Here is a 22,162-nt window from a genome sequence, read left to right as displayed (position 1 = left end):
GACGTGGTTACTGCCGTCAGATGACGGAAGCTGCGCGAAGCGAGTGTTCCAAGAGCAGCAAACGTCAGGGAAGTATCTGATGGCACCCATGTGAAACCCGGCGGTCCGCCGGGTGCCGCCGGCCGCGGCGGGCGGCCGGCGGCACCGGAGGCACGTTTCCGCGCCTGCGGGGCTCAGTTCGCCAGGTACGCCTCCACCTCGCTGAACTGCCCGGCCGGCCAGCCGGTGTTGGCACTGACGGAGAGCCGGAGGTAGCGCAGGTTCGTACCGCTCGGCAGGGAGACGGTGGCCGTGTTGCCGGTGGCCGGGTCGAAGCGGTGGCCCTGCGCGCCGACGACCGTCGAGTAGGCCGAGCCGTCGGCGCTGCCGAGCACCGTGACGGTCTGGGTGCGGGCGCCCCAAGCGGCGGACGGGGGCAGCTTCAGCACCACGCGGCGCACCGCGTAGGAGGAGCCGAGGTCGACCGTCAGGGCCTGCGGGAAGGCGTTGTTGGCCGACTCCCAGTAGGTGCCCGCGTCGCCGTCGACCGCCTTGCCGGGCGTGTAGACGTCCTGCGAGCCGGTCGCGGTGGCCGGGCGGCCCTTGGCGAGGTTCCGGTTCGGGTCGGGGGCGGGGTTGCCCTGGCCGGGCTGGGGCCAGGTGGAGCAGTCCGACCAGGTACTGGACCAGCCGGAGTTGCCGCCGCCGTCGGTGAGCGTGAAGGCACCGGAGTTCGCCGGGTAGGGGCAGTTGTAGACACCGGCGGACCCGACCTGGGTGGCGGTGACGTCGCGGAAGACGGCCGCGCCCGGGGTCTCGGCCTGGACCACGACCGTGCCGGTGTTCCGTACGGTCGCACCGGTCACGCTGACGTTGCGCACCTGACGGCCCTGTCCGCCACCGGAGACGAACTCGAAGGCGCTGTACGGGCTGTCGGTGACCGTGGTGTCGGTGATGTTCACCGTCGCGTCGATCGCGCTGTCGTAGGAGTCGACCCGCAGCGCGCCCATCGGGTGGTTCCAGTTGGGGTTCAGCGCGCCGGTGCGCACCAGCGTGTTGCCGTCGACCGTGATGGTGCCGGCCAGCGGGGAGAAGGGGTCGAGGAACTTCTGGTTGGAGATCGCGATGCCGCTGCCCAGGGCGTTGGTGTCGGAGATCAGGTTGCCGCGCACCGTGATGTCGGTGCCGCCGTAGATGGCGATGCCGTTGGCGAGGTTGGGCTGCGAGACGGTGTTGTTCTCGAAGCTGGAGTCGGTGTCCGGGGCGTACAGCGACCACATGGCGAGCGCGTCGTCGCCCTGGTTGCGCAGGAAGTTGTTGCGGACCCGGACGCCCTTGGCGGTGCCGTTGAGGTTGAGGCCGTCGGCGGTGGTGTCGAGGACGCGGTTGTTCTCCACCACCAGGTTGTCGTTGTTGCCGGTCAGCCACAGCCCGACCTTGAGGTGCTGGAGCCACATGCCGGAGACGGACGAGTTCGGGCCGAGGGAGCCGTTGACGAAGTTGTCCGGGTTGGAGTCGACGCGCTCGGTGACCTCGCCGACGACCGCGAAGTCCTTGATGTGGACACCGCCCGACGAGCTGGTCTGGTCGATGAAGCGGGACGAGTGCACGACCGAGTGCCAACTGCCCGCCCCCTGCAGGGTGACGTTCTGCACCCCGTTCAGCGAGGAGGTGAGCCGGTAGTCGCCCGGCGGGATCCACACCACCCCGCCCCCAGCCGCCGCGATGGCGTCCCGGAAGGCCTGGGTGGAGTCGCCGCTCCCGCTGGGGTCGGCGCCCTTGGAGACGACGGACACCGAGCCGGCGGGCCGGCCGGCGGCCGCGGCGACCTGCTCGAAGTCGGCGACGTCCACGGTGACCTGGGTACCGGCCGCCTCGAAGGCGATCCGGTCGCCGGCCTGGACGTCCCGGCCCAGCAGCATCCGGGCGTTGTCGTAGAAGTGGTGGGTCTTCGAGCCCGTGATCCAGCCGGTGTCGACGTAGGAGTACTTGGCGGTGACCGGAAGCGTCCGGGTGAGCTTCGTGCCGTTGACGTAGACGTTCAGGGATCCGGACTGGCCGTCCGGGACGCTGTAGGCGACGTTCACCGCGTTGGCGGCGCGCGGCACGGTGAACTCCACCCGCTGTCCCGCGGCGAGCCGTACGGCCTGCCGGCCGGAGGCCTCCGAGGCGAGGCTGCCCTGGGTGTAGTCCGGGCCGATCTTCGTGCCGGTGGTGCTCACCGACTCGGCCTCGACGGAGGTGAAGGGGAGCGTGGCGCCGGAGGCGGCGTGCGCGGCGGGGGCCAGGGTGACGAGCATGCCGGCGGCGAGGGCGACGACCGCTCCGATCGCTGGCATGCGCCTGACATGTGCGGCGGTACTGCGGTGCATGTGCCGGTCCCTTCGTGGTGGGGGTCGGGGGACAGCAGGCCAGTGGGCCTGCGGGGCGCCGCACACTCAAGCACCGACGACATGCGTTCACAAGATGTCGCGCAGAATCCGTAATTCTTTGACAGTGACGCGGATAGTCGAAACGACAGGGCAGACTGGGTGCGAGAGAAGCGGCTTCGTGTGCCTGCGGTCGCAAGAAAAACGCAAGCAACGCAAACGGATTGCGTGGCTTGCGCACGGGGAGCCTCGGACGCGCCCGGGTGAAGGGCGGCGGAGGCGGAGCTTCCCGGCCCGGTCCCGTCGGCGACCTGAACGCCGACGGAACCGGGTCAGTCCATGGGGGCCGGAACGACCGTCAGATGCGCACCGGCGCCACGTGCGCGGCGCTGACGGCGCGTGGCGGCGGCCGGGCGGCGGGCGTCGCGCAGCACCATCGTCAGCCGGGTGAAGCCGATCTCCCCGAGGGTTCGGGGCGTCTCGTCGACGATCCGGCACTCGGTGGGACCCCTGCGCGGGTCGGGGTGGTGCAGCAGACGTACGGCGCCGTCGATCCGGGTGGCGGCCTCGCCGACGGCCCGGATCCAGTGCGGCAGGCCCTGCCGGTAGGCGGCTTCCATGATCGGGTCCTGGCCGACGTCCCGGCGGATGGCCTGGAGTTCGTGGTCGTGGCCCGAGCGGTCCGTCGCGGCCTTCAGATGGGCCAGCATCGGCAGGCACCAGCCCTGCTCGTGGTCAGCCAGGATGCCGCCGGCATCGGGGTGGAACAGCACGAAGCGCAGGAAGTTGTCCCCGGGCATGGCGGTCGGATGCGGGCGCACACCGCCGAACAGGTTCCCGTAGGCGCCGTTGGCCAGCATGACGTTCCAGCGGTGGTCGACGACCAGGGACGGGAAGGGGACGGCCTCCACCAGCGCGGCGTAGTCCTGGAGGTACGCCTGGACCTCGCAGCCCTCGGGGACGGGCCGCGGCGCCGGCCACTGTCCTCCTGCCTGATGTGCCATCGGGAGGTCACCCCTCTTGCCTCTGCCGGCCTTCGCGCGGCGATGTGATCCTGCTGCCCGGACGAGAGCCGTGTCAACTATCGTGGCATTTCATGCCGGTTGACGGCTGAAATTCGCCACAGTTGTGGCGAGACCTGGATGCGGGTTCGAAGCACCCGCTACTCTCCGGGAAGTTCACGACATCCGCTTGCGAGAAGCACGGAACGCACCTGAGGCCTTCGAGAGACGTAGGAGTTCTGTCGGTGACGGATGGCTACGAGGATCCGGGCGCCACCGAGACCGCACAGCTGTCGGCCGTCTCCGCCCGCGTCACCGCGCTCGCCGACCGGCTCGGCGTGCCGCACACCGAGGTCTTCGACGTGGGGCGGCTCTGCGTCGCCTGCGGTGTTCCGGAGCCGGTGGTCAAGGCTCTGCTCAGCGGCCGCCCGGCGGGCGAACCGGACGTCCAGGCCCGTTTCCTGCAGCGCCTGGACCTGCTGCGCCGCACCCGGCTGAAGCCGAACGGCCGCAGGTACACCCAGCAGGAGATCGCGGACGGCGCGGGCATGTCCCGGCAGCAGGCGGGCGCGCTGATCAACGGTGACCGGCGGCCGACCATGGAGCACTGCGACGCGCTGCAGCGGTTCTTCCGGGTGCACGCCGGATTCCTCACCGCGGAGGACGCCGAGGCGCTGGCGGGCGCCCTGCAGCGCACCGAGCAGGAACTGCTGCAGAGGCTCGCCGACCGTGAGCGGGCCGCCGCCGAGCCGGCGGAGGACCCGCTGGAGCGGCTGCTGCAGGACCACGGGGTCCGCGGGATCGCCTGGCGGGCCGCGCAACTGCCCACCGACCAGCACCGGGACAAGGTCGCCGAGTGGCTCGACATGCTGCTGGAGAGCGTCCAGCGGCCCGAGTCCTAGACCGCCCGGGGATCGCGCGGACGTGGGTGGTCCGCCGGGCCCGCACGCCGGTCGCCGGCACCGCTCCGACCGCCAAGTGCCATGTCCACAGGGGGTATCGCGTCCGCTGAGCGGGCGAACCCCGGCCTGCCCACACCGCGTTGTCAGTGGTGGGCGGCAAGCTGGAGTCGTGCGCCGTACGACGCGGCGCGCGGCGCCGCAGCGCGCGTGATCCGTGACGCCGAACCGGGGAGAGCCGACCGATGACCACCGCCGTACTGACCGACCGTGAGCGCACCGCCGTCCAGGCCTATCTGCGGCTGCTGCACACCGTGCGCGCGGCCTTCGACGGGCCGCCGGACGGGCCCCGGCCCGTCCTGGTGCCGCCCGCCGTGCTCGCCGAGGCGGACGGGGCGCTGGCGCGGGCCGGGCTCGCGGGAAACGAGGAGGAGTTCTTCGGGCTGCTGTCCCACTGGTGCCCGCAGGAGTGAGGTCCGGCTCCGGGTGACCGTTCCGCTCAGTGGTGCGGGACGGTCACCGCCGACAGCACCAGCCCGTCCCGGATGAGCCAGCTCCCCTCGAACGCGCCCACACGGAGGCCGCCGACCAGCGGGCCCGGGACGAGCAGCCGGGCGTGGAAGCCTCCGCGCGTGTCGTGGCCGGGGGCGGCGGTGAGTTCGATGTCGGCCTCGGAGAAGTCGAGCCAGGCACGGGTGAGGGGGAACCACGCCTTGTAGACGGACTCCTTGGCACTGAACAGCAGCCGGTCCCAGTGCACGGCCGGCCGGGCGGCGGACAGCGCGCGGTGCCGGTCCTGCTCGGCGGGGAGCGCGATGGTGCCGAAGACGCCGTCCGGCAGCGGCGCGTGCGGTTCGGCGTCGATGCCGAGGGAGGCCAGGTCACCGGCGCGCACGAGCGCGGCGGCGCGGTAGCCGTCGCAGTGGGTCATGCTGCCGGCCAGCCCGTCCGGCCACACGGGGGCGCCGCGCTCGCCGGTCAGGACGGGCTGTGGCGGCACGCCGAGCTTCTCCATGGCCCGCCGGGCGCAGACCCGCGCCGCCGTGAACTCCCGGCGACGCTTGCTCACCGCCCGCGCGACGAGCGCGCGCTCCTGCGGGTACAGCAGGGCGTCGTCGGTGTCCTGGTCACCGTGCGACTCCACGGCCACCACCGACTCCGGGAGCAGCTCCTCGATCACCGGGTCCGACCTCCATCGGCAGTATGCGGCGCGGCTGCCCCGGGGGTACCGGGCGCTTGCGCCATTCGCGGGGGTATCCCACGGACACCTCTTCGAAGCGGACTCCCTCGTGCCAGGTGGTCCGCGGGATGTGCAGATGGCCGTAGACCATCGTCTCGACCCGGAACCGGTGGTGCCAGTCGGCGGTGAGGGTGGTGCCGCACCACATGGCGAACTCGGGGTACCAGAGCACGTCCGTGGGGTGCCGGTCGAGCGGATAGTGCCCGGCCAGGACGGTCGGCAGGTCCGCGGGCAGCTCGGCGAGCCTGCGCTCGGTCTCGGCGACGCGGGCGCGGCACCAGTCCTCGCGGGTCGGGTAGGGGTCGGGATGCAGCAGGTACTCGTCGTTGCAGACGATGCCGGTGCTGTGCGCGTAGGCCAGGCCGTCCGTCTTGGTGGCGCAGCCGTCCGGCAGGAAGGAGTAGTCGTACAGCAGGAACAGCGGGGCCACGGCGACCGGCCCGCCGGGGCCGCGCCACACCGGGTACGGGTCCTCCGGCGTGAGCACGCCCAGCTCCCGGCACACGGCGACGAGGTGCTCGTAGCGGGCGACGCCGCGCAGGGTGACGGTGTCCTTCGGGTGGGTCCACAGCTCGTGGTTGCCGGGTGCCCACAGGACCTTGGCGAAGCGGTCCGCGAGGGTGCCGAGCGCCCAGCGGATGTCCTCGACGGTCTCGGCGACGTCTCCGGCCACGATCAGCCAGTCGTCGTCCGTGGTGGGGCGCATCCCCTCCACGAGCGCGCGGTTCTCCGGATACGAGATGTGCAGATCGCTGATGGCCAGCAGCTGTCCGGCCCCGGCCGTCGACTCCACCCCGTGCCCCTTCCGATCATGCCGTGGGCACCACCAGAACACATTCAGGGGGCCGGGGCAAGGGGATCTTTGGCCAGTACCCGCCCGTCCGGGCCGGGGGAATCCGTAACCTGCGCGTTGCACGCGCGGGCGTTTGAAAGCCGTATGATCGCCCCAACATCGACGCCCCTAACTCCCCCTTTCGCAGGGCCGTTTGGTGTCCCTTCCTCCCTCCTGCCCGGGCACGGGCCGCTGCGTCCTGCCCGAAAACCCCGAAAAAGGCGGCCTGCATGCCCTCTCGCGTACGCGTCTGGCTCAACCGCACGTACGCGGAGAACGTCTTCTTCATGGATCAGCTGCGGAGGAATCCCAGCGACCGGGCGGTCGAGATCCACGCCACGCACGGTGACGCCGACTCCCCCGTACTGGCCGCCGCCGACACCGCCGAGCTGGAACCGGAGGGCCTGTCGCCGGCCGCGTACGTGGAGTACGCCCTCGACCAGTGCGTCCGGCGCGGGATCGACGTGTTCGTGCCCCGGCTGCACCAGGCGGCGATCGTGGCGCACCGCGCGGATTTCCGGGCGGCCGGTACGGCGCTGCTGGCACCGACGCCCGAGGCGGTGGCCGTGTTCGAGGACAAGGCGACCGCGTACGAGGCGGCGCGGGCGGTCGGCGTGCCGGTGCCGCCCTGGTGGCGGGTCCGCACGGCGGACGAACTCGTCACGGCCGTCGAGGAGCTGGAGGCGGCCGGGGAGCGGGCGTGCTTCAAACCGGCGTCCGGGGCGGGCGGGGTCGGCTTCCGGATGATCACCCGTGCGCCCTTCTCGCTGACGCACCTGAGCGGGTTCCCGGGGCCGTACGTCCAGCTCGACCTGGTGGTCGAGGCGCTGCGGCGGGCCGAGGAGCCGGTGGACTGGCTGGTGATGCCGCGGCTGGAGCAGCCGGAGGTGTCGGTGGACTGCCTGACCGGGCCGGACAACCGGGTCCGGCTGGCGGTGGGGCGCACCAAGAACGGCCGCCGCCGGGGCTTCACGCTGCGCGAGCGGTGGCTGGCGCCGGCCCGGCTGCTCGCGGAGGGCTTCGGGCTGCACTACCTGTCCAACATCCAGTTCCGGATGCACGGCGACCGCCCGGTGCTGCTGGACGTCAACACCAGGCCGGCCGGCGGGCTGCACCAGCTTTCGCTGTGCGGGGTCAACGCCCCTTGGGCCGCTGTGCAGTTGGCGCTGGGCGAGGATCCGGGCGTGATCGAGCCCCCGTTCCTGGGCCAGGACTACACGGTGGTGTCGGCGCCGCGCACGCTGCGGCCGGTGTCCGTGCCCCAGCAGCGGGCGGCGGAGACTCCGCTCCCCGCGGTACCGGCGCCCGCCGACGGAGCCGCCAGGGAGGCCGGCGCTCCCGCCACCGCCCCGGCCTGACGCCCTCACCCGCACACCGGCCTGGACCAATCTGGACTCCGCCTATTGACACCCCGATTGGTCCATACCAACTTGGTTGGCGCACCTTCGGCATTCCCTTGCACTCCCGAACACCCCCATCCCCACAGGGAGATCGCGTGCGCCACATACTCGGGCGTCCCAGACGCCGGCTCCTCGCCCTGCTCGGCTCCGCCGCCCTGGCCCTCGGCGGGGCCGTCGCCCTTCCGGGCACCGCACAGGCGGCCAACGTCCTCACCAACCCCGGCTTCGAGTCGGGCGGCCTCTCCCCCTGGACCTGCACCGGCAACCTCGGCTCGGTCGTCTCCTCCCCCGTGCACGGCGGCTCCAAGGCCCTGCAGGGGGCGGTGAGTTCGAGTGACAACGCACAGTGCAGCCAGACGGTCGCGGTCAAGCCGAACACCGCCTACACCCTCAGCGGCTGGGTGCGGGGTTCGTACGTGTACCTCGGCGTCGACGGCGGCGCCTCCACCTGGACCACGTCCCCGTCGGCGTACAGCCAGCTCAGTGTCTCCTTCACCACCGGCGCCTCGCAGACCAGCGCCACCATCTACGTGCACGGCTGGTACGCGCAGGGGTCGTACTACGCCGACGACATCCAGCTCGACGGCCCGGGCGGCGGAGGCGGCGGGGACACCCAGGCACCGACCGCGCCCGGCGGGCTCACCTCGACCGGCAAGTCCTCCTCCAGCGTGTCGCTGAAGTGGAACGCCGCCTCGGACAACGTGGGCGTGACGGCCTACGACATCTACGCCGGATCGAGCCAGGTGCTCAGCGTCTCCGGCACCTCCGCCACGGTTTCCGGGCTGTCGCCGAGCACCTCGTACACCTTCACCGTGAAGGCGCGGGACGCGGCCGGGAACGTGTCGCCGGCCTCCAACTCCGTGTCCGTCACGACGGACGCCGGGACCGGCGGGGGCACCGGGTTCAAGCAGGCGGCCCCCTATCTGTACGAGGGCTGGGGCGATCCGCCGAACCCGAGCACGGTGATGAGCGCGACCGGCGTCAAGTGGTTCACCATGGCGTTCGTGCTGGACTCGGGCGGCTGCAACCCGGCCTGGGACGGCAGCCGGGCACTGACCGGCGGCGTCGACCAGACCGCCATCAACCAGATCCGCTCCGCGGGCGGTGACATCGTCCCGTCCTTCGGCGGCTGGCAGGGCAGCAAGCTCGGCGCCAACTGCTCCTCGGCGAGCGCGCTCGCCGGGGCGCTGCAGAAGGTGATCGACGCCTACTCGCTGAAGGCGATCGACATGGACATCGAGAACACGGACGAGTTCGAGAACGAGGCCGTGCAGGCGCGGATACTCACCGCGCTGAAGACGGTCAAGGCCAACAACCCCGGCCTGAAGACCATCGTCACCTTCGGCACCTCCACCACCGGCCCGACCTACTACGGCAACCGGCTCATCGAGCAGGCGCAGTCGCTGGGCGCCAACATCGACGTGTTCACGATCATGCCGTTCGACTTCGGCGGCGGCTCCGACATGTACGGCAACACCGTGAACGCGGCCGACGGCCTGAAGAACAAGCTGAAGTCGACGTTCGGCTGGGACGACGCGACCGCGTACTCGCACATCGGCATCTCCGGCATGAACGGCCTGTCCGACCAGCAGGAGAACACCACCCCGGCGATCTGGACCCAGATCCGTGACTGGGCCAACTCCCACCACATCGCGCGGCTCGCCTACTGGGCGGTCAACCGCGACCGGCCCTGCCCGGGCGGCGGCGTGGTGAGCAACTGCTCCGGCATCAGCCAGAGCAACTGGCAGTTCACCTCCATCACGGCCGGCTTCACCGGCTGAGCACGGCGGCGCGCTACCACGTCCCCCCGGCTTCACGGCCGGGGGGATTTTTTTTCGCCGGGGGGTGTATCAGGGGGCGGTCCCGCGGCTCTCAATACCAGGAACAAGGGGGATACGGGGGAAGCACGGGGGAGGCACCACGGGGGAACGGGGGATCGGACCGGCCGGCCGCGGTCACGGGGAGCGGCCGGCCGGCCCGACGTGCCGAAGAACCGCGCGGGACCCACGACGGGTTCACGGCGCCGGGTACGGTGCGGAGGCCGGCGCTACGTCAGGTACCCGAGCCCGGGATGGACGGCCGTGTACCCCTCCACCAGGCGCCGGGCCACCTGGACCGAGTCGACCAGCGGATGCAGCGCGAAGGCCTTCACGGCCGTGGCGCGCGACCCCGACCCGGCGGCGGCGAGCACCTCGCGCTCGACGGCCTTGACCGCGCACACCAGCCCGGTGGCATGGCCGGGCAGCGGGGAGGCCGAGACCGGGTGGGCGCCGTTGGCGTCGACCAGGCAGGGCACCTCGACGACGGCGTCGTCGTCCAGGACGGAGAGGGTGCCCCGGTTGCGGACGTTCAGGATCAGCGTGGTGCGCTCGTCCCGGGCGATGGCCCGCATCAGGGCCAGGGCCACCTTCTCGTAGCCGCCGGAGAGGTCCTCGGCCTCGCGCTCGCCTGCGCCCGCCGTCTCCCGGTTCTCCGCCATGTAGGTCGCCTCGCGCTCGGCGCGGGTCCGCTCCCAGGCGCCGAGGGCGGAGACGTCCGTACGGCGGGCCTCGTCGTAGAAGCGTGCCTGCTGCTCGCGCAGGAAGGCGCCGCGGGTCTTCTCCGCCTCCTGGTAGGCGCGCACCGCCTCGCGGTTGAAGTAGTAGTAGTGCAGGTACTCGTTGGGGATCGCGCCCAGCGACTGCAGCCAGTCGGCGCCGAAGAGCCTGCCCTCCTCGAAGGAGCCGAGCAGTCCCGGGTCGGCGAGCAGTCGCGGCAGTTCGTCTCGGCCCTCCACGCGCAGACCGCGCAGCCAGCCGAGGTGGTTGAGGCCGACGTAGTCGATCCAGGCGTCCTCGGACCTCACCCCGAGCACCCGGGCCACCCGGCGGCCGAGGCCGACCGGTGAGTCGCAGATGCCGATCACGCGGTCGCCGAGGTGGCCGGACATGGCCTCGGTGACCAGGCCCGCGGGGTTGGTGAAGTTGATGACCCAGGCCTCCGGGGCCAGGCGGGCCACCCGCCGCGCGATGTCGACGGCGACCGGGACCGTCCGCAGGCCGTAGGCGATGCCGCCCGCGCCGACCGTCTCCTGGCCGAGGACCCCCTCGGCCAGGGCGACCCGCTCGTCGTCCGCCCGCCCCCGGAGACCGCCGACGCGGATCGCCGAGAAGACGAAGTCGGCGCCGCGCAGGGCCTCGTCGAGGTCGGTGGTGGTGGTCACGCGAGGGGGGTCGGCGGCGGCCGCCGCCTGCTCGTCCAGCACCCGGGCGACCGCGTACAGCCGGCTGTCGTCCGGATCGTGCAGCACGACCTCCGTGACCCGGCCCGCACCGCGGTCGGTCAGGAGCGCCCCGTACACGAGCGGAACCCGGAAGCCGCCGCCACCCAGAATCGTCAGTCTCACGCCTGCACCCTCGCACATCGACGCGCGCGACGGGCAAGTCCCCGCGCCGTGGGCCGGGACCGGCGGACCGGCGGGGCAGGTGGCGCCCCGCCCTCGACCGGGCCCCGCCGCGGCAGCCGGTCTGCCCGGTACGGGTGGCTTCATGGGGTGAACTCCCGTGCCCTCAAAGGAGTTTCTCTGCTTTAACTCTTGACGGCCGGGGAACCGGGGAGCACATTGGCGGCACCTTGAGAGCGCTCTCAATACATCATGGGAGCGCTTCCCATGGTCTCCCCGCACACACCTCCGTACCCGAGAGGCTCTCCCCCATGAGCGATTCCTCCGGCATGTCCAGACCCCGGCTGCTGCGCCGCACGCTGGTCGCGGTCGTCGCGACGGTCGGTCTGGCCACGGCGGTCGCGACGGCCGCCACCGCCCCGGCAAGCGCGTCCGCCCCCACCCCGCCGTCCGGCTGGAGCCAGGTCTTCCTGGACGACTTCAACGGCTCGGCCGGCTCCGGTGTCAACACCTCCAACTGGCAGTACGACACCGGTACTTCCTACCCGGGCGGCGCTGCCAACTGGGGTACCGGCGAGGTCGAGACGATGACCTCCAGCACCGACAACGTCGCGCTGGACGGCAACGGCAACCTGCTCATCACCCCGCGCCGGGACGCCTCCGGCCACTGGACGTCGGGCCGCATCGAGACGACGCGCACCGACTTCCAGCCCCCGGCCGGCGGCAAGCTGCGGGTGCAGGCCCGCGTCCAGATGCCCAACGTCACCGGCGCCGCCGCGAAGGGCTACTGGCCCGCGTTCTGGATGCTCGGCGCACCGTTCCGCGGCAACTACCAGAACTGGCCGGCCGTGGGTGAGCTGGACATCATGGAGAACGTCCAGGGCCTGAACACCGACTGGTCGACCGTGCACTGCGGCACCAACCCGGGCGGCCCCTGCAACGAGACCTCCGGCATCGGCAACTCCACCTCCTGCACCGGCAGCACCTGTCAGGCCGGCTTCCACACCTACTCGATGGAGTGGGACCGCTCGACCAGCCCCGAGGAGATCCGCTTCTACCTCGACGGCGTCAACTTCCACACCGTGAAGGCCAACCAGGTCGACGCGACCACCTGGGCCAACGCCACCAACCACGGCTACTTCGTCATCCTCAACGTGGCGATGGGCGGCGGCTTCCCGGGGGCCTTCGGCGGCGGACCCGACAGCGGTACCGAGCCGAACCACCCGATGACCGTGGACTACGTGCAGGTCCTGCAGTCCTCCGGCGGCGGTGGCGGCGGTACCACTCCCCCGCCCTCCGGCAACCGGGACGCCTACAGCGCCATCCAGGCCGAGTCCTACGACAGCCAGTCCGGCGCGGTCCCCGAGTCCACCACCGACTCCGGCGGCGGGCAGAACCTCGGTTCCCTCGCCAACGGCGACTGGGCGCAGTACAAGGGCGTCAACTTCGGTTCCACAGCTGCCCATCAGTTCTACGCCCGGGTGGCGAGCGGGGCCGCGTCCGGGGTGAGCGGACTGGTGGAGGTACGGCTGGACAGCCGGAGCAACGCCCCGATCGGCAGCTTCGCGCTGGCCAACACCGGGGGCTGGCAGTCGTGGCGCACCGTGCCGGCGAACATCAGCGGGGTGACCGGCACGCACGACGTCTATCTGACCTTCACCAGCGGCCAGCCGGCCGACTTCGTGAACGTCAACTGGTTCGACTTCGGACACTGACGAGGTGACCCGCCCGGGCCCGTGACCGCTCACCGGTGACGGGCCCGGGCGCCGTCAGCCGGCCACCGGCGCGGTGCGCTCCCGCACCTGCCGCGCGAAGCGCAGCGCCACCTCGCGCCACACCGGGGCCGCGGCGGGCTCGGCCCGCCGGGCCGCCCGGAGCAGTTCGTCACGGTCGACGCCGTGCCGGGACAGGCGCTCCACCGGCCAGTGCGCGATCTGCTCGGGGGTGGCCTCGGGGTGGAACTGCACGCCCCACGCCGACCGGCCGAGCCGGAAGGCCTGGTGGGGACAGCGCTCGCTGCGCGCCAGCGGACGCGCCCCGGCCGGCAGCCGCACGATCGCGTCCACGTGGTTCTCGACCGCTGTCGGATGCCCGGGCAGGCCACGGAACAGAGGGTCCTCGGCCGCCGGCGGGAGCAGGGTCAGCACCGTGCTGCCGAACTCGGGTTCGCCGTGCTCCCCCTTCACCTCGCCGCCAGCCACCTGCGCCAGCATCTGTCCGCCGAGGCAGATCCCGAAGACCGGCACATCGCGTTCCAGCGCCTGGCCCATCAGCGTCCGGGTCCGCGGAAGCCACGGCGCCCGGGTGTCGTCGTCGGGCAGATAGCCCCCGCCGAGCACGATCAGCGCCTCGTGCTCCAGCCGGTCCGGCAGTTCCTGCCCCGTGTACGCGCGGACCACGTCCACGTCGACGCCGCCCTCGGCCAGCCAGCCGGCCCACCGGCCGGGCCCGCCGTTCGGACCGTTCTGCACCACCAGTGCCGTGGCCCGAGTCCTCATGCCCTCACCCTGCCCTCCCGTGCGGCTCCCCGCGCATCGTAGGCAGGCCCACCGCCGCACCGCGGCGGTCACCCGGTGCGAGCGGGGTTCCGGGTCAATGCAGCTCGGCCCGGAACGCGACCGGTGCGACGCCGGTGTGGAGCTGGAAGAACTTGGAGAAGTTGGCCGCGTCGGGGAAGCCCACGGCCGCCCCGACGCGGCCTATCGGCAGGTCCGTGTGGGCGAGCAGCCGCTTGGCCTCCAGCACCACCCGCTTGTCGATGAATCCCTTCGGCGTCTCGCCGGTGGCCGCGCGGACCGCGCGGACGAGGGTGCGGCGGGAGTAACCGAGCGCGTCCGCGTAGGCGCTGACGCTGTGCTGGGTGGCGAAGCCCTTCTCGACCGCGTCGCGGAAGAGCGTGAAGGTGCTGTCCGCCGGCCGTCGGGGCGCCTCGGCAGAGCTGGCCGCGAGGTGGGCGAGGCGCAGCAGGAACGCCGTCAGGGTGTGCCGCAGGACGGCCGTGTGCAGGCTGAGCGGCAGCGTAGCGGTGTCCTCGTACTCGCGGCGAAGCTGCTCGAGCGCCGCTTCGAGCGCGGAGAGCTGTTCCGGTCCGGGGCGCAGCAGCGGCGGCAGGTCGTAGCGGTACAGGCCGGTGGCCTCGACGGTGGCGCGGGGCAGGAAGCCGGGCTGCATGGTCAGGACGGTTCCGCGGTACTCGCTGCTCCGGGCGAAGCGGTGGACCTGCCCTGGGCGGATCCACAGCAGGTCGCCGGCCCCGGCCCGGTACTCGGTGAAGTCGACCATATGCCGTACGGGGCCGCCGGTGAAGAGCATGACCACGTGGAAGTCGATGCGGTGGACGCGGTGCAGCGGGGTGTCGGCGTGCCAGGTGCGGTCGCCCTCCATGGGGCCGATCTGCATGCCGACGCCCCCGACGGCCAGGTCGGCCGGGAAGGGGAACGTTCTGATCGCGTCGCCGTCCATGCCCTCGTCGCCCTCGCCCTCGGCTCGGGGTGTTTCGTCCGCCATGTGCTCCGTGTGCCGTTCCGCTCGCGCGATCACTGTCCCAGATTCACCACAGGCTGACACACCCCGACCTTTCGTCGAAAAAGTCAGACTTTTAGATTTGAACGCGTCCGGCCAGCAATCACGCATTGAACGAGGACTTCTTGAAGATGAGTACGCAGACACCCGAAGGCTTCGAGTGGACCGACCTCGACCGGCGCGCCGTGGACACTGCCCGGCTTCTCGCCGCAGATGCGGTACAGAAGGTCGGCAACGGGCACCCCGGCACCGCGATGAGCCTGGCACCTGTCGCGTACACGATCTTTCAAAAGGTGATGCGTCATGACCCGGCGGACCCGGAGTGGACCGGCCGTGACCGCTTCGTGCTCTCCCCCGGCCACACCTCGCTGACCCTGTACACCCAGCTCTTCCTCGCCGGGTACGAGCTGGAGCTGGTCGATCTGAAGGCGTTTCGCACGCACGGCTCGAAGACGCCCGGTCACCCGGAGTACGGCCACACCGCCGGTGTCGAGACCACGACCGGCCCGCTGGGCCAGGGCGTCGCCAACGCCGTCGGCATGGCGATGGCCGCCCGCTACGAGCGCGGACTGTTCGACCCGGACGCCCCTCAGGGCGAGTCCCCCTTCGACCACACCGTCTGGGCGATCGTCTCCGACGGCGACCTGGAGGAGGGCGTCTCCGCCGAGGCCTCCTCGCTCGCGGGCCACCAGAAGCTCGGCAACCTGGTCTTCGTCTACGACGACAACCACATCTCCATCGAGGGCGACACCGCCACCGCCTTCTCCGAGGACGTGCTGAAGCGGTACGAGGCCTACGGCTGGCACACCCAGCGCGTCACGCCCACCGCCGACGGCGACGTCGACGTCCCCGCGCTGCACGCGGCGCTGGAGGCCGCGCGGGCCGAGACCGGACGGCCCTCCATCATCGCCCTGCGCACGGTCATCGCCTGGCCGGCCCCGAACGCGCGGAACACCGAGGCCTCCCACGGCTCAGCCCTCGGCGAGGACGAGATCGCCGCCACCAAGCGCCTCCTCGGCTTCGACCCGGAGCGCACCTTCGAGGTCGCGGACGAGGTCCTGGACCACTCCCGGCGGGCCCTGGACCGGGGCGCCGAGGCGCACGCGGCCTGGGACAAGCGGATCGCCGAGTGGCGGGCCGCACACCCCGAACGGGCCCGGCTCTTCGACCGGATCAGCAAGGGCGAGCTGCCCGAGGGCTGGGAGGACGCGCTGCCCGTGTTCGAGGAGGGCAAGTCCGTCGCCACCCGCGCCGCCTCCGGCAAGGTGCTGCAGGCCCTCGGCCCGGTGCTCCCCGAGCTGTGGGGCGGTTCCGCCGACCTCGCCGGGTCGAACAACACCACCATCGACAACAGCAGCTCCTTCCTGCCCACCGGCAACCCGCTGCCCGAGGCCGACCCGTACGGCCGTACCGTCCACTTCGGCATCCGCGAGTTCTCGATGGCCGCGGAGATGAACGGCATCGCCCTGCACGGCAACACCCGCGTCTACGGCGGCACCTTCCTGGTGTTCTCCGACTACATGCGCAACGCGGTGCGGATGTCGGCCCTGATGCAGCTCCCGGTGACGTACGTCTGGACGCACGACTCCATCGGCCTCGGCGAGGACGGTCCGACCCACCAGCCGGTCGAGCACCTGGCCTCGCTGCGCGCCATCCCGGGCCTGAACGTCGTCCGCCCGGCGGACGCCAACGAGACCGCGATCGCCTGGGCCGAGATCCTGAAGAGGCACGCCACCGCCCCTGCCCCGCACGGACTCGCGCTCACCCGCCAGGGCGTGCCCGCCTACGCGCCGAACGAGGACGCGGCCAAGGGCGGCTACGTGCTGCGCGAGTCGTCGACCGAGACCCCGGAGGTGATCATCATCGCGACCGGTTCCGAGGTGCAGCTCGCCGTCGCCGCGCGGGAGCGGCTGGAGGCCGAGGGGATCGGCACCCGGGTGGTGTCCATGCCGTCCGTGGAGTGGTTCGAGGAGCAGCCGCGCGCCTACCGGGAGCGGGTGCTGCCGCCGGCCGTGAAGGCCCGGGTCGCCGTGGAGGCCGGCATCGGCCTGACCTGGCACCGCTTCGTGGGCGACGCAGGTCGGATTGTCTCCCTCGAACACTTCGGTGCCTCCGCAGACGCGGCCACACTGTTCGCCGAGTTCGGCTTCACCCCCGAGAACGTCGCGGCCTCTGCCCGCGAGTCGCTGGCCGCCACGCACGCCTGATACCGACGCGATAGGAAAGAAGATCACTGTGACCGAAGCAATCGCCACCCCGGGAGCCCTCAAGCGCCTCGCCGACGAGGGGGTGTCGGTCTGGCTGGACGACCTGTCGCGCAGCCGCATCACCTCGGGCAGCCTGGCCGGTCTCGTGGCCGGCGGCGTCGTCGGCGTCACCACCAACCCCTCGATCTTCCAGGCGGCCATAGGCTCCGGCGAGGGCTACGAGGAGCAGCTCACCGACCTCGCCGTGCGGGGTGTGACGGTGGACGAGGCCGTGCGGATGATGACGACCGCCGACGTGCGGGCGGCCGCGGACGTCCTGCGGGACGTGTACACCGTCTCGGACGGCCGTGACGGCCGGGTCTCCATCGAGGTCGACCCGCGGCTCGCCCACCGCACCGAGGCCACGGTCGCCGAGGCCAAGCAGCTCGCCTGGCTGGTCGACCGCCCCAACGTGATGATCAAGATCCCGGCGACCCGGGCGGGCCTGCCGGCGATCACGGAGGTCATCGGCCTCGGCATCAGCGTCAACGTGACGCTGATCTTCTCTTTGGAGCGCTACCGCGAGGTCATGGACGCCTACCTGGCCGGTCTGGAGAAGGCCAGGGAGCGGGGCCTCGACCTGTCGGAGATCCACTCGGTGGCGTCCTTCTTCGTCTCCCGCGTGGACAGCGAGATCGACAAGCGGCTGACCGCCCTGGGCACCGACGAGGCCCTCGCGCTCAAGGGCCGGGCGGCCCTCGCCAACGCGCGGCTCGCCTACGAGGCGTACGAGGAGGTGTTCGGCTCCGGGCGCTGGCAGGCGCTCGCCGGCGACCGGGCCAACAAGCAGCGTCCGCTGTGGGCCTCCACCGGGGTGAAGGACCCGGCCTACAAGGACACCCTGTACGTCGACGAGCTGGTCGCCCCCGGCACCGTCAACACCATGCCGGAGGCCACCCTGAGGGCCACCGCCGACCACGGCGAGATCACCGGCGACACGGTGACCGGCGGCTACGAGCGGGCCCGCGCGGACCTCGCGGCCGTCGAGCGGCTCGGCGTCTCCTACGACGAGGTCGTCCAGCAGCTCGAGGACGAGGGTGTCGCCAAGTTCGAGACGGCCTGGCAGGAGCTGCTGGACGCCGTCACCGAGTCGTTGAAGAGCAAGGGAGTTGAGGCGTGATGACGACCGACGCCCAGCAGCCGGAGAAGCCGGCCGCGACCGAGGACGTGCGCGTCCCGGTCGGCCCGGCCGCCGACTGGGTGAACCCGCTGCGGGACGCCGGTGACCGCCGGCTGCCCCGCATCGCGGGCCCCTCCGGTCTGGTCATCTTCGGCGTGACCGGTGACCTTTCCCGCAAGAAGCTGATGCCGGCGGTCTACGACCTGGCCAACCGCGGTCTGCTGCCGCCCGGCTTCTCCCTCGTCGGCTTCGCCCGCCGCGACTGGGAGGACCAGGACTTCGCGCAGGTCGTGCACGACGCGGTGCGCGAGCACGCGCGCACCCCGTTCCGGGAGGAGGTCTGGCAGCAGCTCTCCGAGGGCATGCGGTTCATCCCCGGTGACTTCGACGACGACACCGCGTTCAAGCAGCTCAAGGACGCCGTCGATGAACTGGACGCCTCCCGGGGCACCGGCGGCAACTTCGCGTTCTACCTCTCGGTGCCGCCGAAGTTCTTCCCCAAGGTCGTGCGGCAGCTCAAGAAGCACGGCCTGGCCTCCCCGCCGCAGGGCGCCTGGCGGCGTGCGGTCATCGAGAAGCCGTTCGGCCACGACATCTCCAGCGCCCGCGACCTGAACGCGATCCTGCACGACGTGTTCGACCCGGACCAGGTGTTCCGGATCGACCACTACCTCGGCAAGGAGACGGTCCAGAACATCCTGGCGCTGCGCTTCGCCAACCAGATGTACGAGCCGATCTGGAACCGCAGTTACGTCGACCACGTGCAGATCACCATGGCCGAGGACATCGGCATCGGCGGCCGCGCCGGCTACTACGACGGCATCGGCGCCGCCCGTGACGTCATCCAGAACCACCTGCTGCAGCTGATGGCCCTCACGGCCATGGAGGAGCCCATCGCGTTCGACGCGGAGGCGCTGCTCACCGAGAAGCTGAAGGTGCTCAAGTCGGTGCGGCTGCCGGAGGACCTCGGCCGGCACACCGTGCGCGGCCAGTACGCGGCGGGCTGGCAGGGCGGCGAGAAGGTCGTCGGCTACCTCCAGGAGGAGGGCATCGACCCGAAGTCGAAGACCGACACCTTCGCCGCGATCAAGCTCGGCATCGACAACCGCCGCTGGGCGGGCGTCCCCTTCTACCTGCGCACAGGCAAGCGCCTCGGCCGCCGCGTCACCGAGATCGCGGTGGTCTTCCAGCGGGCCCCGCACTCCCCGTTCGACTCCACAGCCACCGAGGAGCTGGGGCAGAACGCCATCGTGATCCGCGTCCAGCCGGACGAGGGCATGACCGTGCGGTTCGGGTCCAAGGTCCCGGGCACCTCGATGGAGATCCGGGACGTGTCCATGGACTTCGCCTACGGCGAGTCGTTTACGGAGTCCAGCCCGGAGGCGTACGAGCGGCTCATCCTGGACGTGCTGCTCGGCGACGCCAACCTGTTCCCCCGTCACCAGGAAGTGGAAGAGTCCTGGAAGATCCTCGACCCGATCGAGGAGTACTGGTCCCGGCACGGCAGGCCGGCCCAGTACCCGGCGGGTACCTGGGGGCCGGAAGAGGCAAACGAGATGCTCGCACGAGACGGACGGAGCTGGCGCAGGCCATGAAGATCGACCTGACCGACACCACGGCAAGCAAGATCAACAAGGCGCTGGTACGGGGCCGCAGGGCCATCGGCACCCCGGCCGTGGGCATGGTCCTGACGATGGTCATCGTCACGGACGAGGAGAACGCCTACGACTCGCTCCGGGCCGCCGAGGAGGCCTCGCACGAGCATCCCTCGCGGACCCTGCTCGTCATCAAGCGGCACGCCCGCACCCTGCGCGACCGCACCGCCTCCCGGCTGGACGCCGAGGTCCGGGTCGGCTCCGAGGCCGGCACCGGCGAGACGGTGGTGCTGCGCACCTACGGAGAGGTGTCCGACCACGCCGACTCGGTGGTCCTGCCGCTGCTGCTGCCCGACGCCCCGGTCGTCGTGTGGTGGCCGGTGGACGCGCCCGAAACCCCCTCCAAGGACCCGCTCGGTGCGCTGGCCCAGCGCCGGATCACCGACCTGTACGCCGTCGAGCGTCCGCTGGAGGTCCTGGAGAGCCGGGTCCGCAGCTACGCGCCCGGCGACACCGACCTCGCCTGGACCCGGCTCACACCGTGGCGCTCCATGCTGGCGGCCTCGCTCGACCAGGCCCGGGTGAAGGTGACGTCGGCGGCCGTCGAGGCCGAGCAGGAGAACCCCAGCGCCGAACTCCTCTCCCGCTGGCTGGAGGCCCGGCTGAACGTGCCGGTGGACCGCGTGGTCACGGCGGGGCCGGTGGTCACCGCCGTCCGGCTCGGCACCGAGAACGGCGAGATCGTCATCGATCGCCCCGAGGGGCCGCTGGCGACGCTGACCCTGCCGGGGCAGCCGCCGCGCACCCTCGCCCTGAAGGTCCGCCCCACCTCCGAACTCATCGCCGAGGAGCTGCGCCGCCTCGACGCCGACGAGATGTACGCCGTCGCCCTCGGCGGCGCGGCCACCAAGGAGCACGCCTGACATGTCCGACGTACCGTCAGACCTCCCCGAGCTCACCCGCCGCCCCGAGTGGACGGCCCTCGAGGACCACCGGGCCGCGGGACGGCCCTCCCTGCGCGAGCTGTTCGCGACGGACCCCGGCCGCGCCGAACGCTACGTCGTCCGGGTCGGCGACCTGCACATCGACTACAGCAAGCACCTGATCACCGACGAGACCCTGGCCCTGCTGCAGGAACTCGCCACGGCCACCGGCGTGTTCGCGCTGCGGGACGCCATGTTCCGCGGCGAGCGGATCAACATCACCGAGGACCGGGCGGTGCTGCACACCGCACTGCGGGCCGCGCCGGACGCGGTGATCGAGGTCGACGGCGAGAACGTCGTACCGCGGGTGCACGCCGTGCTGGACAAGATGGCGGGCTTCGCCGACCGGGTCCGCTCCGGCGAGTGGACCGGCCACACCGGCAGGCGGATCCGCAACGTCGTCAACATCGGCATCGGCGGCTCCGACCTCGGCCCCGCCATGGCCTACGAGATGCTGCGCGGCTTCACCGACCGCGACCTCACCGTCCGTTTCGTCTCCAACGTGGACGGCGCCGACCTGCACGAGGCGACCCGCGACCTGGACCCGGCGGAGACCCTGTTCATCGTCGCGTCCAAGACCTTCACCACGATCGAGACGATCACCAACGCCACCTCGGCCCGCTCCTGGCTGCTCGACGCCCTGGGGGGCGACGAGAAGGCGGTGGCCCGGCACTTCGTGGCGCTGTCCACGAACGCCGAGAAGGTCACCGGGTTCGGTATCGACCCGGAGAACATGTTCGAGTTCTGGGACTGGGTCGGCGGCCGGTACTCGTACGACTCGGCGATCGGCCTGTCGCTGATGATCGCCATCGGCCCGGACCGGTTCCGCGAGATGCTCGACGGGTTCCGCCTGGTCGACGAGCACTTCCGCACCGCGCCCGCCGAGTCCAACGCCCCCCTGCTGATGGGCCTGCTGGGCATCTGGTACGGCAACTTCCACGACGCGCAGACCCACGCGGTCCTGCCGTACAGCCACTACCTGTCGAAGTTCACCGCCTATCTCCAGCAGCTCGACATGGAGTCCAACGGCAAGTCGGTGCAGCGCGACGGGAGCCCGGTGCGGTGGCAGACCGGGCCGGTCGTCTGGGGCACGCCCGGCACCAACGGGCAGCACGCCTACTATCAGTTGATCCACCAGGGCACCAAGCTGATCCCGGCGGACTTCATCGGCTTCGCCCGCCCCGTCGACGAGCTGAGCGGTGAACTCGCGGCGCAGCACGACCTGTTGATGGCGAACTTCTTCGCCCAGACCCAGGCCCTCGCCTTCGGCAAGACGGCCGACGAGGTCCGCGCGGAGGGCGTGCCCGAGGAGCAGGTGGCGCACCGCACCTTCCACGGCGACCACCCGACCACGACGATCCTCGCCCCCGAGCTGACCCCGTCCGTGCTCGGCCAGCTCGTCGCCCTCTACGAGCACAAGGTGTTCGTGCAGGGCGCGGTGTGGAACATCGACTCCTTCGACCAGTGGGGCGTGGAGCTGGGCAAGGTCCTCGCCAAGCGCATCGAGCCCGCCCTGACCGAGGGCGCCGCCGTGCCCGGTCTGGACCCGTCCACCACGGCCCTCGTCGCCGCCTACCGTTCTCTCAGGAAGTGA

The 22,162-nt window shown here is 71.5% G+C and carries 17 protein-coding genes; 10 read left to right on the top strand and 7 right to left on the bottom strand.

Translation table 11 applies throughout. The features are described from left to right. Positions 1-173: 173 nt before the first annotated feature. The gene (locus ACZ6B1_RS01335) at positions 174-2,351 is read right to left on the bottom strand and encodes a discoidin domain-containing protein (protein ID WP_468773849.1); all 2,178 of its coding nucleotides are present in this window, start codon (positions 2,349-2,351) and stop codon (positions 174-176) included. Positions 2,352-2,680: 329 nt separating this feature from the next. Then, positions 2,681-3,352, bottom strand: a complete 672-nt coding sequence (locus ACZ6B1_RS01330; RefSeq protein ID WP_468773847.1) for an MmyB family transcriptional regulator — start codon at positions 3,350-3,352, stop codon at positions 2,681-2,683. A gap of 242 nt (positions 3,353-3,594) precedes the next feature. On the opposite strand from ACZ6B1_RS01330, the gene ACZ6B1_RS01325 reads away from it, so the two are divergent. After that, positions 3,595-4,251 (top strand): helix-turn-helix domain-containing protein, encoded by a 657-nt coding sequence (locus ACZ6B1_RS01325; RefSeq protein WP_468773845.1) that lies wholly within the window; start codon positions 3,595-3,597, stop codon positions 4,249-4,251. Between the two features lie 242 nt (positions 4,252-4,493). After that, complete coding sequence (locus ACZ6B1_RS01320) at positions 4,494-4,721, top strand: hypothetical protein (protein WP_351668166.1); 228 nt, start codon at positions 4,494-4,496, stop codon at positions 4,719-4,721. A 26-nt stretch (positions 4,722-4,747) separates the two neighbouring features. Here ACZ6B1_RS01320 and ACZ6B1_RS01315 read toward each other — a convergent pair whose 3' ends face one another. Continuing rightward, complete coding sequence (locus ACZ6B1_RS01315) at positions 4,748-5,428, bottom strand: 4'-phosphopantetheinyl transferase family protein (RefSeq protein ID WP_468773843.1); 681 nt, start codon at positions 5,426-5,428, stop codon at positions 4,748-4,750. After that, entirely contained in the window at positions 5,376-6,281 is a 906-nt protein-coding gene (locus tag ACZ6B1_RS01310) for a metallophosphoesterase family protein (RefSeq protein ID WP_468773841.1), read from the bottom strand. Before ACZ6B1_RS01310 ends, ACZ6B1_RS01315 begins: the two co-directional genes overlap by 53 nt. Positions 6,282-6,550: 269 nt before the next feature. Between ACZ6B1_RS01310 and ACZ6B1_RS01305 the strand changes: the two genes are divergently transcribed. Together ACZ6B1_RS01305 and ACZ6B1_RS01300 are read left to right on the top strand one after the other, a co-directional pair. Further along, a complete protein-coding gene (locus ACZ6B1_RS01305; RefSeq protein ID WP_468773839.1) occupies positions 6,551-7,678 on the top strand; it encodes an ATP-grasp domain-containing protein in 1,128 nt (375 codons plus the stop codon). Between the two features lie 137 nt (positions 7,679-7,815). Continuing rightward, on the top strand, positions 7,816-9,501 hold the full coding sequence (locus ACZ6B1_RS01300; RefSeq protein ID WP_468773838.1) for a carbohydrate binding domain-containing protein: 1,686 nt from the start codon (positions 7,816-7,818) through the stop codon (positions 9,499-9,501). A 266-nt stretch (positions 9,502-9,767) separates the two neighbouring features. On the opposite strand, the gene ACZ6B1_RS01295 is transcribed toward ACZ6B1_RS01300, so the two are convergent. After that, positions 9,768-11,105 carry a 6-phospho-beta-glucosidase gene (locus ACZ6B1_RS01295; protein WP_468773836.1) on the bottom strand — a complete coding sequence of 446 codons (1,338 nt, stop codon included), beginning with the start codon at positions 11,103-11,105 and terminating at the stop codon, positions 9,768-9,770. 308 nt (positions 11,106-11,413) lie between these two features. Here ACZ6B1_RS01295 and ACZ6B1_RS01290 point away from each other — a divergent pair, with 308 nt between their 5' ends. Then, positions 11,414-12,817 (top strand): glycoside hydrolase family 16 protein, encoded by a 1,404-nt coding sequence (locus ACZ6B1_RS01290; RefSeq protein WP_468773835.1) that lies wholly within the window; start codon positions 11,414-11,416, stop codon positions 12,815-12,817. 54 nt (positions 12,818-12,871) lie between these two features. Here the strand turns inward: ACZ6B1_RS01290 and ACZ6B1_RS01285 are convergent, their stop codons facing one another. Further along, positions 12,872-13,600 carry a type 1 glutamine amidotransferase gene (locus ACZ6B1_RS01285; protein WP_468773832.1) on the bottom strand — a complete coding sequence of 243 codons (729 nt, stop codon included), beginning with the start codon at positions 13,598-13,600 and terminating at the stop codon, positions 12,872-12,874. Positions 13,601-13,694: 94 nt separating this feature from the next. Continuing rightward, a complete protein-coding gene (locus ACZ6B1_RS01280) occupies positions 13,695-14,609 on the bottom strand; it encodes a helix-turn-helix domain-containing protein (protein ID WP_468773830.1) in 915 nt (304 codons plus the stop codon). Positions 14,610-14,755: 146 nt separating this feature from the next. Between ACZ6B1_RS01280 and tkt the strand changes: the two genes are divergently transcribed. The 5 genes from tkt to pgi are packed head-to-tail and all read left to right on the top strand — an operon-like array spanning position 14,756 to position 22,162. Beyond that, the gene (gene tkt / locus ACZ6B1_RS01275; RefSeq protein WP_468773829.1) at positions 14,756-16,831 is read left to right on the top strand and encodes a transketolase; all 2,076 of its coding nucleotides are present in this window, start codon (positions 14,756-14,758) and stop codon (positions 16,829-16,831) included. A 28-nt stretch (positions 16,832-16,859) separates the two neighbouring features. After that, entirely contained in the window at positions 16,860-17,990 is a 1,131-nt protein-coding gene (tal, locus tag ACZ6B1_RS01270; RefSeq protein WP_468773827.1) for a transaldolase, read from the top strand. After that, on the top strand, positions 17,990-19,585 hold the full coding sequence (gene zwf / locus ACZ6B1_RS01265; RefSeq protein ID WP_468773825.1) for a glucose-6-phosphate dehydrogenase: 1,596 nt from the start codon (positions 17,990-17,992) through the stop codon (positions 19,583-19,585). Before tal ends, zwf begins: the two co-directional genes overlap by 1 nt. Further along, entirely contained in the window at positions 19,582-20,508 is a 927-nt protein-coding gene (gene opcA, locus ACZ6B1_RS01260) for a glucose-6-phosphate dehydrogenase assembly protein OpcA (RefSeq protein WP_468773823.1), read from the top strand. The genes zwf and opcA overlap by 4 nt, the downstream gene beginning before the upstream one ends. A 1-nt stretch (position 20,509) precedes the next feature. Continuing rightward, positions 20,510-22,162 carry a glucose-6-phosphate isomerase gene (gene pgi, locus ACZ6B1_RS01255; protein WP_468773821.1) on the top strand — a complete coding sequence of 551 codons (1,653 nt, stop codon included), beginning with the start codon at positions 20,510-20,512 and terminating at the stop codon, positions 22,160-22,162.

The sequence above is a fragment of the Streptomyces sp. NPDC041129 genome, from assembly GCF_055592265.1.
This window is presented reverse-complemented; position numbering and strand designations above follow the sequence as displayed.

Bases quoted from the DNA above. Each gene is read 5' to 3' on its own strand.
- ACZ6B1_RS01335 (WP_468773849.1), bottom strand. From the start codon at position 2,351: ATGCACCGCAGTACCGCCGCACATGTCAGGCGCATGCCAGCGATCGGA.
- ACZ6B1_RS01330 (WP_468773847.1), bottom strand. From the start codon at position 3,352: ATGGCACATCAGGCAGGAGGACAGTGGCCGGCGCCGCGGCCCGTCCCC.
- ACZ6B1_RS01320 (WP_351668166.1), top strand. From the start codon at position 4,494: ATGACCACCGCCGTACTGACCGACCGTGAGCGCACCGCCGTCCAGGCC.
- ACZ6B1_RS01305 (WP_468773839.1), top strand. From the start codon at position 6,551: ATGCCCTCTCGCGTACGCGTCTGGCTCAACCGCACGTACGCGGAGAAC.
- ACZ6B1_RS01290 (WP_468773835.1), top strand. From the start codon at position 11,414: ATGAGCGATTCCTCCGGCATGTCCAGACCCCGGCTGCTGCGCCGCACG.
- ACZ6B1_RS01285 (WP_468773832.1), bottom strand. From the start codon at position 13,600: ATGAGGACTCGGGCCACGGCACTGGTGGTGCAGAACGGTCCGAACGGC.
- ACZ6B1_RS01280 (WP_468773830.1), bottom strand. From the start codon at position 14,609: ATGGCGGACGAAACACCCCGAGCCGAGGGCGAGGGCGACGAGGGCATG.
- tkt (WP_468773829.1), top strand. From the start codon at position 14,756: ATGAGTACGCAGACACCCGAAGGCTTCGAGTGGACCGACCTCGACCGG.
- zwf (WP_468773825.1), top strand. From the start codon at position 17,990: ATGACGACCGACGCCCAGCAGCCGGAGAAGCCGGCCGCGACCGAGGAC.
- opcA (WP_468773823.1), top strand. From the start codon at position 19,582: ATGAAGATCGACCTGACCGACACCACGGCAAGCAAGATCAACAAGGCG.
- pgi (WP_468773821.1), top strand. From the start codon at position 20,510: ATGTCCGACGTACCGTCAGACCTCCCCGAGCTCACCCGCCGCCCCGAG.